The sequence below is a fragment of the Exiguobacterium sp. s39 genome, assembly GCF_018618925.1.
GTDB lineage: Bacteria > Bacillota > Bacilli > Exiguobacteriales > Exiguobacteriaceae > Exiguobacterium_A > Exiguobacterium_A abrahamii.
This window is the reverse complement of the sequence record NZ_JACSNA010000001.1, coordinates 609,788-623,200: the sequence shown is the minus strand read 5'-3', so window position 1 is coordinate 623,200 and position 13,413 is coordinate 609,788. Positions and strand designations below refer to the sequence as shown.

Here is a 13,413-nt window from a genome sequence, read left to right as displayed (position 1 = left end):
TTTAATCATTGATGATTGATTGAATCTTTATTTTAGTGACGCATCGATCCCTTTTACCATCCCGTTCACGAGCTTTTTTTGATAACTGTCAGATGCTAATTTTTGATCTTCTGTTGGATTTGACATGAAGCCCATTTCAATCAACACAACAGGAGTCTTCGACCAATTGAAACCCGTCAGATCTTTTCGTGGAACAAGTCCAGTTCCGTAACTCTTTTTCGCCTTCGTCGATTCAATCAAGTGCTTCAACATGATGGTTGCTTGTTTTTTACTCGTCTTATTGATCGCCTTCGTCACTTGATCATCTGGATATAAGACGGAGATTCCTTCTACCTTTCGATCCGTGCTTCCGTCTGCATGAATCCGAACGGTTAAGGCAGCTTTCTTCGCATTACAATATTTTGCACGCTCTGCATTACTGATGTTGACATCGTGTGTCGTTCGCGTCATATGTACCCGATATCCCTTTTTCACTAATGCAGCTTTTAATTTCAATCCGACTTGTAAATTCAGTTTATACTCTGGAATTTTCGTCTTTACTCCGCTCGTCCCCGCGCTCACTTTCACTTTCATGACCTTCGAACGTGGAGCGACCGGTTCTTTTGCTAAGTTTTGCTTTTTTTGATGACCTGGATCAATACAAATCGTTTCCTTCTTTGACGTCGATTTCGCCTGTCCATCGAGTGGCATCGCACTTCCAATCAATAGACTTAACATGATGAGTAAACCAATTCGTTTCACTTTTCATCACACTCCATACCATCCATTTTGCAAAACTTATTAACGTCCTCTTAGCTTCCGTAACTTTCGATAGCCACGAATGAGCATATCGAGCATACAATCCCTCCTATTTTCTATGAACCCTTAGACTACTTAACGAAGTCGTTGCATATCCTTATTCAATGCTGATTGTTTCAAACGTCTGTTCCGTATTAAGTATTGCACATCTGACCGGTTATCGTACATAAGTTGGATATGGAAATAATTGATATATTCAAGAATTGCGAATACATATAATAACAAGGCAAGTTGTGTTCCGGAGACGGGAAGCTCAGATCGGAAACGCATCCAATCGATTCCGAACGCACACGCTGTCAGGACGATCAAAGCCAGATTGATGACACGACAGTGACGTAATCGTCGGACGACGGGTACCGGGGTGGCTGACGTTCCTTCCTTCTTCAGACGCCTTGACTTGCTGTACCAATACCAAGCTCCTTGAATCAACAACAGCTCAAACAAAAACAGTGACATCCAAAAGGCACTGAGTTCAAATAACTGCAGTCGTGGAAAGACACGATTACCAAACCAACTCAGCGGTAAAATAGTGACGACCGTGAACAGCTCCCCTCGGTACAGATAGGCGAGTCGTTCCGCAACGAGCTGCTTCATGGCGTCACCCATTCGATCCGAAACTTACTTCCTGGACCAAGCCGTGCGATCAATGGTTGATCAGCCTCAATCACGCGTCCGATGACGTTGACTCGCTCATCTGCCGACAAATTACGTTTCGTGATTTGAACCTCGCCCGCGTATCGTCCGTATTTTTCATTATCGATCGTGATCGTTCCAAGCGGACGGGCAGACGGATCTTGCGGTGTTAGATCGATCGTCGACGGCTTCATCCGCGACTCGACGGATCGAATGACATCCCGCGCCGGATCAAACCGATTCGTTTCCGTCTCCCGTTGTGCTTGCTGTCCGTTCGCGAGTGCCCGCAGTACGATGATGCCGTCTTGCTCTGCTTCGAATTGCCGAATCGTCGCCTCCGTCAATCGTGGATCCCCAACAAGAATTCGATCAACGGTCGATTGTAAGTCGATGTAACTGGCGAACGGTGCCGCATTTCGGTGTTCTTCAAGTGTTGGTAACGTCTCAAACAACGGTCCACGGAGTGTCTCGTCACCCGGTATGAACGCTTGAACCCGTAATCCTTGCGTCTGCAACCAGGCATTCTTTTCGTCAAACCATGTCCGGTCGAGTCCCGTTTCCGGTCGCGGATAAAAATTATGCCACGCTTCCGTTTGATCGATTCGCAGACCCTGTGCCTTCATCTCTGTCAATTCGTCTGCTGTTAACGTACTGGCGTTCAGCGCAACCATCATCTGTTTCGATAACGTCGCGATTTGCTGCGGACTGATGCCGTAATCAAGACGGAGTCCTGTCACACCCCAGTCCGTTAACGTCGCTGCCGTCTCCCATGTCTTGCCGAGCGTCGCGAGCGACGCTGGTGCGATGTCCGCTACGAGTTCGAATCCGAGCTCACGTGCTAAACGACCGAGCGCTTGCAAGCGTTCGACGTACAGTGAAGAATCGTCCTCGGGAATATGTAGCGATGTAAAGAGCGACGTAAAGCCAACAGCGCGCATCCGCTGTAGCCACTCGCTCGTCTCGTCTGTGATCGGTTCACTTAAATAGATTGATAATCCTTTCATCGACTCACTCCTTCACTTCTCTACTTAGGGAAAAAGCAGCTGATTCCTTCTTTTTCGAAGGATTCAACTGCTTTTTAATACCTTAAATACCGTCTGCCATCTCTTCTTTGAAACCGAACCAATACGTGAACAGGAATCCTGCCGCGTACGAGATGACGAGACCACCGATGTACGTCAAGTACATTCCGTTATCGATCAACGGTGTCAATGATAAACCGGATACGCCGACTCCAAGCGCCGTCGTCTTCATCGTTGCTTGGAAGGCACCACCGACTGCTGCGCCGAGACATGCCGTTACGAACGGACGACCGAGCGGCAACGTAACACCGTATAACAATGGTTCACCGATTCCAAGGAAACCGACCGGAATCGCACCTTTAATGATGTTACGCAGGCGCGGATTGCGCGTCTTGACGAAAATCGCCATTGCCGCCCCGACTTGACCCGCTCCTGCCATTGCAAGAATCGGTAAGAGTGGCGTGTTGCCAATCGTGTTCAAGAACTCGAGATGGATCGGTGTCAGTCCATGATGAAGACCAACCATGACGAGTGGTAGGAAGAAGCCGGCCAGTACTGCCCCGGCGAGTGGTCCACCGACCTCAAGTACGGCATTGATTGCTTTCATGATACCGTCAGACAACAGTCCAGCAACCGGCATGATCGCATAGAGCGAGGCGAATCCGACGATCAGCACCGTCAACAATGGCGTGAAGATGATATCAATCGATGCGAGCATGAAGCGACGGATATGTTTCTCAAGATAGGTCATCAACCACGCAGCGAAGATGACACCAAACAAGCCGCCCCTGCCTGGAACGAGCGGTTCCCCGTAAATCGTGATGTCCGCAAGCACGGGGTTGAATAGAATCCCACCAGCAATCGCCCCGAGCACCAGCGTGCCACCGAACTCCTTCGCCGTATTCCATCCGACAAGGATTGCGAGATATGCAAAGACCGTCCCACCGATCAAGAGTAAAATCTGCATCCATGTCTGTGTTGCATCGACACCCGCATTCTTAGCAAAGTTCGCACCGCCGTTGATGATCCCCGAAGCGACGAGTCCCGGAATGAGCGGAATGAAGATGTTCCCGATTCGGCGCAAGAAGCGTTTGAACGGTGACTGTTGTTTTGCTTTTACTTTTTGCCGTTCGACGGCAGCTCGTTCTTCTGGCGTCAAGTTCGGATCAACGGACTCTTCCCCGATCGCGAGTCCTGTTTCGCGACTTAAGTGGTCGGCTACCCGATTGACCGTTCCCGGACCGACAACGATTTGTAACGTCTCGTCATCGATGACCCCCATGACCCCATCAATCCGCTTTAACGCATCGATATTGGCTTGCGTCGGATCCTTTAACGATAAACGAACCCGCGTCATACAGTGCGCAAGCTGCCGGAGATTATCTTTTCCACCGACGTGCTCGAGAATCGCGTGTGCCAGCACTTCTTCCTTCTTCATCGTGTTTCCCCCTTAGAGTGCGTCTCGGACAAATCCGTTCGCTTGCTGTAATCGTTCGACGGCTTCCGCATGCGGAACATTTGCGAGAATCATGACGATCGCCGTCTTGACGTGCCCGTGTGCTTCATGGAAGACACGCTCCGCCGTTACGGCATCGACTCCTGTCGCCTCACGGATCATCCGCTTCGCCCGGATCTCCAGTTTTTCGTTCGTTGACTGGACGTCGACCATCAGGTTTTGATAGACCTTGCCGACACCGATCATCGCCGCTGTCGAAACCATGTTCAAGACGAGCTTTTGTGCCGTTCCAGCCTTTAGTCTTGTTGACCCCGTCAAGACTTCCGGACCTGTTTCGACTTCGATCGCATAGCGTGCGTGCCCACTGATGACCGCATCCGTGTTGCAAGAAATCGCTGCCGTCACCGCTCCGACTTCCTTCGCGTAATCAAGCCCGCCGATGACATACGGCGTCCGACCGCTTGCTGCGATCCCGATGACCGTATCACGTGCTTCTAGCTGGATCGCTTTCAAATCGTCGACGGCAAGCGTCCGACTATCCTCTGCTCCCTCGACCGCTTTGATTAACGCGCGTTCGCCACCAGCAATCAAACCGACGACCATGTCTGGTGAGACCCCGAACGTCGGCACACATTCTGCCGCGTCAAGAATCCCGAGTCGTCCGCTCGTACCAGCACCGATATAAATCAAGCGTCCTCCGTTTTTGAATGATGCAATGACGTGTTTGACGACTTCCGCGATGACAGGAATTTGTTCCCGAATGACCGTCGCGACCGTTTGATCCTCAGCGTTCATCACCCGTAAGACATCTTCGACTGTCATCTCATCGAGTTGCATCGTCTGTTCATTCCGACGTTCCGTTGCTAATTGATCTAACATCTGCTTCACCCTTTCTCTTCCCTCCCTTTATTATACAATTAAGAAATTTTAATTCAATATTATTTATTTAATTTTGAAATTAAATTTCGATATATAAAAATAAGGTTTTGTCCTTCTTTTTCAGGCTCGGTCTCTTGATTTCCTGCTTGTCGTAATTTCCTCATCCGCAAAGTCCAGTAACGCAGACATTCGCTCCCGACCAATCGTCGCGACGAGTAACGGGATGCGTGGTCCGTAGGATTGATCGATCGTCAGTTGATAGAGTAGCGTCGCATAGTATCATTAGTGAATAAAAAGCTGATTTTCACCCGTTAGATGCCTAACGGATAAAAACCAGCTTCACATGGACCACTTTTGTACGTCTCATGTTACTCATAACATCATTCGTACTGAAACCTGTATGAGGTTCTAAGATATTTATTAAAGAAGTCATTCACCAGAGGCGTAAATCATTTTAATTTCTCTTCCATATCCTCTACTGAACTAGAACTGTCGCTGTACTGTTCTTTCTCCTCAACGAGATATTCGATATCGTATGTACCCGGTTCGATTGTCCCGCCTTGTACCGTTTGTTTGAGAACGACGGTTTCCGATGCTTTGACGCGTTTCTTTTGTTGGCTTGTTTTACTCTGTTGCTTTCTTGAATCGAAGACGACTGTCCTTGATTTGCTCTCACGAACGATGACATTCAACAAATGCCCAGAGCGAGCTACGACATCAAATGCATGGTCTCCTGTGTTCGTCAATTTGTATTCAAAGACGAGTCCCTCTTTCGTAGTCCCTTTGAAGGATGTCTCATTCGTCTCACTCCCACTTTGCGGTTGAATCATACAACCGCTCAAACAAAGTATCATGGGGAATAACAACCATTTTTTCATCTGTAAAACTCCGTTCTGTGTGAAGAAATTTCTGAATCATTCCCACCCTGGGAGTGGGCGAGGTGGCTCCTCGACGAAAGCACGATATCCATCGAAGCTCAGTCCTTGACGTTGCGGATTATGGTTACGAATCAACGGATCACCTGTCTCGTCCTCATTCTGCCAAAACCGATGTTCCGTTTGAAAGATCATGATCGACGAATACTGGAATCGCTCTGCCATTAGATATTCTCGAATCGATTGCATCACTTGTTCAAAGCGCGAATCCGAGTCGTAGCTACTGCCAAGACGTTCTTGTTCTTGTTTCCCTTCGAAAATCTTAACTGAGAAATACGCATCCCTTTTCGCAATCGGATACTCGATTTCAACGCGAACCGAGTCGACGAAGCGAATCGGTCGTGGTTTGTTCACTTCCTCTTCAGAATTGTGATTCTCTACATAATAAGCATCTGTTGCAATCGAGAAGTCCTTGAACTCCCAGAACATATCGCCTTGCGCAATAATCGCATACTCGAGGAACGTGCCGAAGTTCTGTCCAATCGGGTCAGTCTCCTCTGTCGATAACTCATGAAACATCCAGTGCATATACGGTGTCTCATCCATCTTTGCATCTTCCGTCTGGATCAAGACATATCCTTCGTTCATTTCGCCAATCATCAAGAAGTGATCATAGTCTTCATGGATCAGGTCGTCCTCTTTAGCCTGGATCGTCATTTCAATGACTTTTTCAAGTGGATAGAGTTCGATACCAAGACCTTGGATCATGAACAACTCCGCTCCGTCATGTAAACGAAGGAATGTCTTATATTCACTTGGTAACGTTAGTTTGAACTGTTTTTCAAATGACTGAATCGCCTGTTCCGTCACCGGGTCATTCAAATTGAATTGAGCGACTCCTGTATCGTATCGCCGCTGAATGAAGGTCGACCCGTGATTGATTTTTTGTGATAAGACGTCAAGTACCGCTTCGATTTGGTTCATTTCTTTCATCGGTCCCATCCTTTTCATTTTCGTATTCGTGAATGATACGACTTCACCCTATACACCATACCATTTTTTCAATTATTTGGTGTATTCCATCCTACTCGTTCTGTGGTATTCTCGTTCTAATATCATTTTAAAAAATTGCATTCGAAGAGGTGACCCATGTCTAAATCATCATCGATGTTGCTCATATTACTCGCTGCGATCTTTTGGGGCACGACGGGGACCTCACAAGCCTTTGCGCCGGAAGATGCACACCCGATTGCAATTGGTGCCGTTCGTCTGGCTGTCGGTGGACTGTTCTTACTCTGTCTCGTTCTCTTCAAAGGAACACTGACGTTACGCGACTGGCCGGTGCGGACGATTTTACTTGCTGCCGTCAGCATGGCGGCTTACCAACCGCTGTTCTTCTCAGCTGTTTTGATGACCGGTGTCGCCGTCGGTACCGTCGTCGCAATCGGTAGCGCACCGATCTTTTCCGGCTGTATCGAGTGGCTGTTCCTAAAGAAACGTCCAGCGCTGCTGTGGTGGGCATCGACCGGACTATCGATCACCGGCTGTCTGTTGCTTCTGAACAATCAAGGAACGGTTGCGATTGATCCAATCGGGATCATCCTTGCACTCGGTGCCGGACTATCGTTTGCCGGGTATACGTTCGTCAGTCGAAACCTCGTCAAGACACACGCACCGCTGGCAGTCGTTGCCGTCATTTTCACGACGAGCGCCTTACTGTTGTCACCTCTGCTCTTCTTATTCGATCTCTCCTGGTTGTTCACGTCACGTGGTGCCGGAATCAGCCTCCATCTCGGCGTCGTTGCGACCGGAATCGCTTACTGGTTATTCGCGAAAGGACTATCGAACGTACCATCGTCGACTGCCGTCACGCTCTCGCTCGGTGAGCCGCTGACTGCCGCCTTGCTTGGTGTGTTCGTCCTTAGTGAAGAATTAAGTGGTACGGCTTGGTTCGGAATCTCGTTATTATTACTCGGAATCGCCTTATTGATCGGTTCGTCTCGCCTAGCAGCGCGCCAAACCGTTTTGACAGAAGAACGACAAACTCGGACTGGAGGCTAAATCATGCAAGAAATCACGCTTGAGAAACTACAATTTCGCGAAGATTATCACATCGGACTCAATCAGTTCTTGATGGATGTCGCAAATGGTAACCGATTGATCTTTCATTTTCGTGGGCATACGGAGGAGACGATGGTCATCGTCGGCGACTACAGCTGCAATTACTTCCGATTGACCTTCGAGGCGGATGCGATTCTGCTTCGTTCACCGGACCTCTATGAACTAAAAGAAGATGTCGAGATCAACCCGATTCCACTTCTGACGCTGACCGATTCAAAGCTACTGACATTCGCACGTGAAATGATGAATCTCGATCCTACAAAAGACTGGGTTCATTACTGGCTTCGTGCGTTCGAGCAGGATTTTCATGTCTTGTCCCCCCGTCCACCGGTTCTGACCGATCTCGGACATAAGCGCAGCGATGCGATCGTCAAGCATTCCTTTGATTCGTTTAGCGTTGAATGACCTGAACCATTTTCATAGGAGCAGATTATGGATGATCAATCGTATACTCCATCATCCAGCACGTATCTTCATTGATTTTTTTAACTTTCTGAAACCCACATTTTTCATAAGCTTTAATTGCTCTAAGATTTGATTCGTCAGGATCTAGAATAATTCGATTTACTTCCTTGCCTCGAGCGATATCTTCAACGAATAATTTTATCATTTTCGTTCCAATACCTTTATTAAAAAGTTCAGGATAACCAATAAACTGGTCAATTCCAATTATGATAAAATTCGCAGGATATCCAAATGCCTCTTTTTGTTCGTCCGTTATCAAATAACGTTGCATGAATCCAATAGGTTCATCCTCTAACTCTACGATGTATGGAGCGACAGGTATCTCTCCATTTACTCTCGGTTCGTATTTATCTATCACTTGTTGCAACGTAAATGGTGCGTTCATATCTCCATAGAACTCTAACACTTCTTTTGTACTTAACCATTGAGACATGATTTCATAATCGGTATGTTGCATCTTTCTGATTGAGACAGAATTGATTTTCATATGTACCTCTCACATTCATTCGTAACCGCCCAACGCCTCACGCCAGACGGTTACTTGGATTATAGATACAAAGATAAGGTTTTTTCAACCGACTGGACGGAATCGACCGGACTGAACCGCTGTACGACACGTCCTTGGCGATCGATTAAAAACTTCGTATAGTTCCATTTGATCTTTGACGACAGCAGACCCGACCGTTCGCGTTTTAGGAATGTATAAAGCGGATGTTCATTTTGTCCATTGACGTCGATCTTCTGAAACATCGGAAACGTCACGCCATAGTTCAGCTGACAGAACTGCATCGTCTCTTCCTGACTCGCGAACTCCTGCTGATTGAATTGATCGCACGGAAAGCCAAGCACCGTGACTCCTTGCTCGTCATATTTATCGTACAATGCCTGTAGTTCGCCAAGTTGTTTGACAAGCCCACATTTGCTTGCCGTGTTGACGATCACGAGGACACGCCCCGCATAGTCACCTAATGAAACAGTCTCGCCCGCTGCGTTTTGTACGGTTGCATCGTATACGGTTTGCATGTTTCCCAGCTCCTTTGCCCCGAGTATAAGACAAAACGCGCACCCTGTCGTTTTCAGGCATGCGCGTAATGCTTTACCAGATCGTCTCTTCTTTGTCGCTCAGTTTGATGACGAACGGTAGGATCAAGACGAACAAGAGACTGACGTATCCGAGCGATAAGTAATGTTGCGAGTCTTTTGAAATGTATTGCTTCACGCCGCAGTTCGGACACGCTTTGCCATGTTTCGCAAATCCGACAGCGAGCACTTCTTTCGTTTTGAACTTATATTGGCAATTCGTACAACGTACCATCTGACCATCTCCTTCTTCCATATCTACTGGTGGATTCAGGAAAAAGTTTCATGAAAATAAAAGTAACCGACATCTTACCTCATCGATTCTTCCCGGTCGCTCAACCGGATTAGAAATGGCAAGAACAGGACGAACAAGAGACTGATATTCCCGAGTGATAGATAAAATTGTGACTTCCGGGACATGTATTGTTTCACGCCACAGTTCGGACACGTCTTGCCTTTCCCATGTATCACAACACTGACAGCGAGCACTTCTTTTGTGCTGAACTTATACTGACAATTCGTACAGCGTGCCATGACATCATCTCCTTTTCTGTTATCTACTTATAGAGTTTGGAAAAGGTTCCGTCGAGTGGATGGGTTGTAAACGCATCTTCAAAAATTCATAGCTTCCACCATTCGTCGCCTGTTGGAACCGTTCGACGGGAAGGAAGCCACTTTTCGTATACAAGCGAATCGCCCGCTCGTTGAATGTCGCGACAGCTAATTCAATTTGTTTAGGTGCATATCGGTCCATGATGAACGCAAGACCGGCTTCTAAAAATTACACTCCATTTCCTCGGCCCGTCAAGTCTGGTCGCATGCCAAGCCCGACGTCAACGACGTCTACGTTTGGTTCAAATACATAATAACCAATCAATTCTTCCCCATCCAACACAGCAAAATAATGTTCCGTCCGCTTTGCTGGATCGAGAAATTCTGCTAAATCTTCTTCGTCGTTCGGCATATCATAAAATGCAAACGCCCCGTCATATTGCCACTCGTAGGCAATCTGTTCCGCCTGTCGTTGCGTCAGCGGTGAAAATGTATAGCTCATCAGGATTCAGCTCCTCTTCGGTTCGTCAACGAGATCGATTCTTTCGGTAGTCTAACAGTAGCGGCAATACATTTAATCCGATCGAGATGAACGTCAGCACCCATAGTGCTCGCTCCATGCCCGGTACGACGTCCTGTAACGCTGCCCAATCCTCCCGCGCCACGAATTCCGCAACGAGTCGGTATTCAGCGCACAAAGTCAGTGCCGTAAAACTCAGTCCGAGCACCATCAGGAAACGATAGTCCTTACCGATCAAATAAAAGATGATATTCAGTGCCGTAAATCCAATCGCCAGTAAACCCAGTATGATCCACATCGTATCGTCTCCTCTCACCTTTCCTTTTTACTATATTTGGAATCCGTTACTCGGTATATCCGCCTAGAGTTGGATTTTCTGTCCGCTCAGCGAAATAACGCTCGAGCAGCCGATGATGGAGTAACGTTTCGACCAAACGGACGGTTTCGAGCGTTGCCGCAAAATCAACCTGTTCAAAATCCGTATGCTCATGCAGATAGCCGACGGACAAGTTGACAGCTGGAATAGCTCGTAGCGCGAATAGTTTCGCATCACTGCTTCCCCCGTACCGTGTCGTTCGCCAATCCGGCATATCACTCAACAGACCGGCTTGCTCAAAACATGCACCAAAAGCCGTCTCACAAAAATCAAACTCGCCATAACAACCTGTAACGATGTCGCGTGTACCACGGCGATCAAAGACGATTGCTGCGTCGACGTCCTCTAAAAAGGACGCGTCCATCGCTTCCGCACCACGACAACCGATTTCTTCTTCGACTGAAAAAGCGAGCTTGATCGTTCCGCGGAAGTCAGTCGCTGGGATGCGTTCCATGAGTTCAAGAATCGCAGCGATGCCCGCTCGATCATCTGCCCCAAGAATCCCGTTTGAGCTCGTTAAGATTGTTCCTTCCTGAAACAGCGTTCGGTACGAATCGATACGTTCGACGGTATCAAGATGTGCCGATAATAAAATGACCGGTCCTTCCCCTTGATGATAGGTCACGAGCAGGTTCCCTTTTTCATCGACAAAAGAATCGTCAGCAAACCGGCGGACTGCCTGTTGTAAGCGACTACGAACCATCTGTTCCCTTCTGCTTTGTCCAGGAATAGCGAGCCATCTTAGCAGACGCTTTCTAAAGCGTTGCAACTCCAGTTCTTGTATCGTCGATGCGTCTTGTTTGATGCGGTATAAGACTTCCGCTAAATCGAGCAATAGCGAACGCTGACCTCTCACTTCAAGTTGAATCCACCGACTTTGTAAGGACACGGTCAACCCTGGAACTGCGTCTGTCGCTAAACGAAGCAAATACCGTTGCTGGTTCGTCAGCAAATCCTGCGTATATACCCGAGCAGCTCGTTTACCGTGACCGTCACAACAGGAACTTGTCAAAATCCCAAGTTCGTTCATCATACGAACGACGCCTCGGACATGCCCGTCAAACAGGTGATAGGGTAACGCCTGTCTTCTTGAATCAAACAATGCTTCCATCCCATGATCGTCAAGTGGTGCATAGCGATGTTTTGCTTCTTCGATCCAATCGAGAATCTCTTCATCCGTCGCTTCTTGTTGACCCGCTCGTTGCACGACATCCTGTACACAAGCTGACCATGTTGGTTCTTTGATGACTTCTCCACTTAAAATGCCATATCGAATCCATTTGGTTTCGTTTTTCATCTCACATCGACTCCTTTAATGTTGATACCTATAGAGTAGCAACACCACTGTGACAGCTTGTCACACGCGTTGGTCCGCCCTATGATGAAAGAAAAGAGATAGAAAGGATGAACGAGATGATAACGAGTTATGCACGAGCGCAAGAACTACACCGCACCATACGGGAAAAGACGGATCGAGATGAAAGAAGACATTTGGAAGACGAACTAACGAATCTGTATGTCCGCCAAGCGGAGTACTCAAAATTTTCGGAGACGCCGGATTATGACGCAGCGCGTCGCGCATTGACTATGGCAATCCGCCTTCGTCCGAAGCATCCACTTGCGAATTATCGTCTCGGCTATATTCATTATGTCAATCGTCAGTATGCGGAAGCGATACGTCACTTCAGCCGAGCGCTCGACGGTACGGTCGACGCTGCTCTGAGCGACATTCAGACGACGCTGACGCATATGTTTGTCGTCAACTGCAGCATCTACCTAGCGCGCGAATCACTTGCTGAACTCGAATACCGAGAACACGAGGAGCATCCGGGCGAAGCGGCACGACTCAACAAATACCGAAACGAATTACTCGTTGAAGATGAGCACCTGTTTGATCGTCTCTATTACCGAAAAATCCAAGATGGAGCGGAGATATTGATCAATGAACGTTCGTTTCAGGAGTATCAAGCTGACAATCAAGAAATCGTCTTACGGAGCAGTTCAGAGGGAACCTTCGTCGAGTGGAGAAATCAAACCATCTTACTGAATCCGAACGGATTTTTGGCACTCTTCGTAATCATGACGGGCACGACGTCGACGTATCCAACGCTAGCCGAGCGATTGACGGAGTTGAGTGGTCAAGCGATTACGTACGATCACGTTCGCCAGTTACTGCGTCGTTTACGAAGTGACCTATTTTTCTTCCAGGACATCGTCCAAACGACATCACTTCCCATGAATGATGGCACACGAATGAATGGCTTTTCTGTCGCTGATGGTGTGAAGGTGACGATCTTATGTCGAGCGGATCATTTGTTAAACTAGAAAGACAAATGGATATCATTTGTAAATGAGTGTTTCGAGGGCTATACTCTTACTTTCGCATCCGCTGCTTAGGAGGAGATTACGAATGGAATCGCTGAAGGAGTCATATGTAAAGCTTGATGGGTATGTCGTCGTCAAAAAAGATGGTGGCCATGTACCACACGAGGAATTTCTCGTCGAATTCACCAGCTGGCTAGAAACGAAAGGTCGTGGCTGGACAGGACTTTCTACTCAAGTCGATCAAGATGGCAACGCCATCGACAACATCAAATAACTACATATCGCAAAAAGACCGGTCAAAGGAATGCTCC

The 13,413-nt window shown here is 47.7% G+C and carries 19 protein-coding genes; 4 read left to right on the top strand and 15 right to left on the bottom strand.

Annotated elements, in window-relative coordinates; translation table 11 throughout:
* Window positions 1–27: 27 nt before the first annotated feature.
* The 7 genes from KNQ11_RS03185 to KNQ11_RS03155 all read right to left on the bottom strand — a co-directional run bounded on the left by KNQ11_RS03185 (window position 28) and on the right by KNQ11_RS03155 (window position 6,656).
* Window positions 28–741: an N-acetylmuramoyl-L-alanine amidase gene (locus KNQ11_RS03185; protein ID WP_353048920.1), complete on the bottom strand. Its 714-nt coding sequence runs from the start codon at window positions 739–741 to the stop codon at window positions 28–30.
* Between the two features lie 132 nt (window positions 742–873).
* Window positions 874–1,392 carry a general stress protein gene (locus tag KNQ11_RS03180; protein WP_214769544.1) on the bottom strand — a complete coding sequence of 173 codons (519 nt, stop codon included), beginning with the start codon at window positions 1,390–1,392 and terminating at the stop codon, window positions 874–876.
* The gene (locus KNQ11_RS03175) at window positions 1,389–2,435 is read right to left on the bottom strand and encodes a DUF871 domain-containing protein (RefSeq protein WP_214769541.1); all 1,047 of its coding nucleotides are present in this window, start codon (window positions 2,433–2,435) and stop codon (window positions 1,389–1,391) included. Before KNQ11_RS03175 ends, KNQ11_RS03180 begins: the two co-directional genes overlap by 4 nt.
* An 82-nt stretch (window positions 2,436–2,517) precedes the next feature.
* Window positions 2,518–3,891: a PTS transporter subunit EIIC gene (locus tag KNQ11_RS03170; RefSeq protein ID WP_214769538.1), complete on the bottom strand. Its 1,374-nt coding sequence runs from the start codon at window positions 3,889–3,891 to the stop codon at window positions 2,518–2,520.
* A 12-nt stretch (window positions 3,892–3,903) separates the two neighbouring features.
* On the bottom strand, window positions 3,904–4,788 hold the full coding sequence (gene murQ, locus KNQ11_RS03165) for an N-acetylmuramic acid 6-phosphate etherase (RefSeq protein WP_214769535.1): 885 nt from the start codon (window positions 4,786–4,788) through the stop codon (window positions 3,904–3,906).
* Window positions 4,789–5,237: 449 nt separating this feature from the next.
* Entirely contained in the window at window positions 5,238–5,618 is a 381-nt protein-coding gene (locus KNQ11_RS03160; protein WP_214729715.1) for a BsuPI-related putative proteinase inhibitor, read from the bottom strand.
* 84 nt (window positions 5,619–5,702) lie between these two features.
* Window positions 5,703–6,656 carry an SMI1/KNR4 family protein gene (locus tag KNQ11_RS03155; RefSeq protein ID WP_251139616.1) on the bottom strand — a complete coding sequence of 318 codons (954 nt, stop codon included), beginning with the start codon at window positions 6,654–6,656 and terminating at the stop codon, window positions 5,703–5,705.
* 156 nt (window positions 6,657–6,812) lie between these two features.
* On the opposite strand from KNQ11_RS03155, the gene KNQ11_RS03150 reads away from it, so the two are divergent.
* Both KNQ11_RS03150 and KNQ11_RS03145 read left to right on the top strand, forming a co-directional pair.
* Window positions 6,813–7,724, top strand: coding sequence for an EamA family transporter (locus KNQ11_RS03150; protein WP_214769533.1), 912 nt, complete (start codon window positions 6,813–6,815; stop codon window positions 7,722–7,724).
* Window positions 7,725–7,727: 3 nt separating this feature from the next.
* Window positions 7,728–8,189 (top strand): hypothetical protein, encoded by a 462-nt coding sequence (locus KNQ11_RS03145; protein ID WP_214769531.1) that lies wholly within the window; start codon window positions 7,728–7,730, stop codon window positions 8,187–8,189.
* A gap of 25 nt (window positions 8,190–8,214) precedes the next feature.
* Here KNQ11_RS03145 and KNQ11_RS03140 read toward each other — a convergent pair whose 3' ends face one another.
* The 8 genes from KNQ11_RS03140 to KNQ11_RS03110 form a co-directional block, all read right to left on the bottom strand.
* Window positions 8,215–8,706, bottom strand: coding sequence for a GNAT family N-acetyltransferase (locus tag KNQ11_RS03140; RefSeq protein ID WP_251139615.1), 492 nt, complete (start codon window positions 8,704–8,706; stop codon window positions 8,215–8,217).
* 89 nt (window positions 8,707–8,795) lie between these two features.
* Window positions 8,796–9,272, bottom strand: coding sequence for a glutathione peroxidase (locus KNQ11_RS03135; RefSeq protein ID WP_214769525.1), 477 nt, complete (start codon window positions 9,270–9,272; stop codon window positions 8,796–8,798).
* A gap of 73 nt (window positions 9,273–9,345) precedes the next feature.
* The gene (locus tag KNQ11_RS03130) at window positions 9,346–9,564 is read right to left on the bottom strand and encodes a hypothetical protein (protein ID WP_029341406.1); all 219 of its coding nucleotides are present in this window, start codon (window positions 9,562–9,564) and stop codon (window positions 9,346–9,348) included.
* Between the two features lie 74 nt (window positions 9,565–9,638).
* A complete protein-coding gene (locus KNQ11_RS03125; RefSeq protein ID WP_214769523.1) occupies window positions 9,639–9,863 on the bottom strand; it encodes a hypothetical protein in 225 nt (74 codons plus the stop codon).
* Between the two features lie 19 nt (window positions 9,864–9,882).
* Window positions 9,883–10,083 carry an N-acetyltransferase gene (locus tag KNQ11_RS16955; RefSeq protein ID WP_353049806.1) on the bottom strand — a complete coding sequence of 67 codons (201 nt, stop codon included), beginning with the start codon at window positions 10,081–10,083 and terminating at the stop codon, window positions 9,883–9,885.
* Window positions 10,084–10,110: 27 nt separating this feature from the next.
* Entirely contained in the window at window positions 10,111–10,383 is a 273-nt protein-coding gene (locus tag KNQ11_RS16950) for a GNAT family N-acetyltransferase (RefSeq protein WP_353049805.1), read from the bottom strand.
* 25 nt (window positions 10,384–10,408) lie between these two features.
* Window positions 10,409–10,699, bottom strand: a complete 291-nt coding sequence (locus tag KNQ11_RS03115) for a hypothetical protein (RefSeq protein ID WP_035397924.1) — start codon at window positions 10,697–10,699, stop codon at window positions 10,409–10,411.
* 46 nt (window positions 10,700–10,745) lie between these two features.
* On the bottom strand, window positions 10,746–12,074 hold the full coding sequence (locus tag KNQ11_RS03110; protein ID WP_214769521.1) for a M20/M25/M40 family metallo-hydrolase: 1,329 nt from the start codon (window positions 12,072–12,074) through the stop codon (window positions 10,746–10,748).
* Between the two features lie 107 nt (window positions 12,075–12,181).
* Between KNQ11_RS03110 and KNQ11_RS03105 the strand changes: the two genes are divergently transcribed.
* Both KNQ11_RS03105 and KNQ11_RS03100 read left to right on the top strand, forming a co-directional pair.
* The gene (locus KNQ11_RS03105) at window positions 12,182–13,102 is read left to right on the top strand and encodes a tetratricopeptide repeat protein (RefSeq protein ID WP_214769519.1); all 921 of its coding nucleotides are present in this window, start codon (window positions 12,182–12,184) and stop codon (window positions 13,100–13,102) included.
* Window positions 13,103–13,187: 85 nt separating this feature from the next.
* Window positions 13,188–13,376, top strand: coding sequence for a hypothetical protein (locus KNQ11_RS03100; RefSeq protein ID WP_029341400.1), 189 nt, complete (start codon window positions 13,188–13,190; stop codon window positions 13,374–13,376).
* Window positions 13,377–13,413: the final 37 nt, after the last annotated feature.

What these genes read in the sequence shown, in the direction of transcription:
- KNQ11_RS03160 (WP_214729715.1), bottom strand. Translation starts at nt 5,618, where the DNA reads ATGATTCAACCGCAAAGTGGGAGTGAGACGAATGAGACATCCTTCAAA.
- KNQ11_RS03175 (WP_214769541.1), bottom strand. Translation starts at nt 2,435, where the DNA reads ATGAAAGGATTATCAATCTATTTAAGTGAACCGATCACAGACGAGACG.
- KNQ11_RS16950 (WP_353049805.1), bottom strand. Translation starts at nt 10,383, where the DNA reads ATGAGCTATACATTTTCACCGCTGACGCAACGACAGGCGGAACAGATT.
- KNQ11_RS03150 (WP_214769533.1), top strand. Translation starts at nt 6,813, where the DNA reads ATGTCTAAATCATCATCGATGTTGCTCATATTACTCGCTGCGATCTTT.
- KNQ11_RS03100 (WP_029341400.1), top strand. Translation starts at nt 13,188, where the DNA reads ATGGAATCGCTGAAGGAGTCATATGTAAAGCTTGATGGGTATGTCGTC.
- KNQ11_RS03135 (WP_214769525.1), bottom strand. Translation starts at nt 9,272, where the DNA reads ATGCAAACCGTATACGATGCAACCGTACAAAACGCAGCGGGCGAGACT.
- KNQ11_RS03140 (WP_251139615.1), bottom strand. Translation starts at nt 8,706, where the DNA reads ATGCAACATACCGATTATGAAATCATGTCTCAATGGTTAAGTACAAAA.
- KNQ11_RS03115 (WP_035397924.1), bottom strand. Translation starts at nt 10,699, where the DNA reads ATGTGGATCATACTGGGTTTACTGGCGATTGGATTTACGGCACTGAAT.
- murQ (WP_214769535.1), bottom strand. Translation starts at nt 4,788, where the DNA reads ATGTTAGATCAATTAGCAACGGAACGTCGGAATGAACAGACGATGCAA.
- KNQ11_RS03105 (WP_214769519.1), top strand. Translation starts at nt 12,182, where the DNA reads ATGAACGAGATGATAACGAGTTATGCACGAGCGCAAGAACTACACCGC.
- KNQ11_RS03155 (WP_251139616.1), bottom strand. Translation starts at nt 6,656, where the DNA reads ATGAAAGAAATGAACCAAATCGAAGCGGTACTTGACGTCTTATCACAA.
- KNQ11_RS03180 (WP_214769544.1), bottom strand. Translation starts at nt 1,392, where the DNA reads ATGAAGCAGCTCGTTGCGGAACGACTCGCCTATCTGTACCGAGGGGAG.
- KNQ11_RS03170 (WP_214769538.1), bottom strand. Translation starts at nt 3,891, where the DNA reads ATGAAGAAGGAAGAAGTGCTGGCACACGCGATTCTCGAGCACGTCGGT.
- KNQ11_RS03130 (WP_029341406.1), bottom strand. Translation starts at nt 9,564, where the DNA reads ATGGTACGTTGTACGAATTGCCAATATAAGTTCAAAACGAAAGAAGTG.
- KNQ11_RS03125 (WP_214769523.1), bottom strand. Translation starts at nt 9,863, where the DNA reads ATGGCACGCTGTACGAATTGTCAGTATAAGTTCAGCACAAAAGAAGTG.
- KNQ11_RS03145 (WP_214769531.1), top strand. Translation starts at nt 7,728, where the DNA reads ATGCAAGAAATCACGCTTGAGAAACTACAATTTCGCGAAGATTATCAC.
- KNQ11_RS03110 (WP_214769521.1), bottom strand. Translation starts at nt 12,074, where the DNA reads ATGAAAAACGAAACCAAATGGATTCGATATGGCATTTTAAGTGGAGAA.
- KNQ11_RS16955 (WP_353049806.1), bottom strand. Translation starts at nt 10,083, where the DNA reads ATGGACCGATATGCACCTAAACAAATTGAATTAGCTGTCGCGACATTC.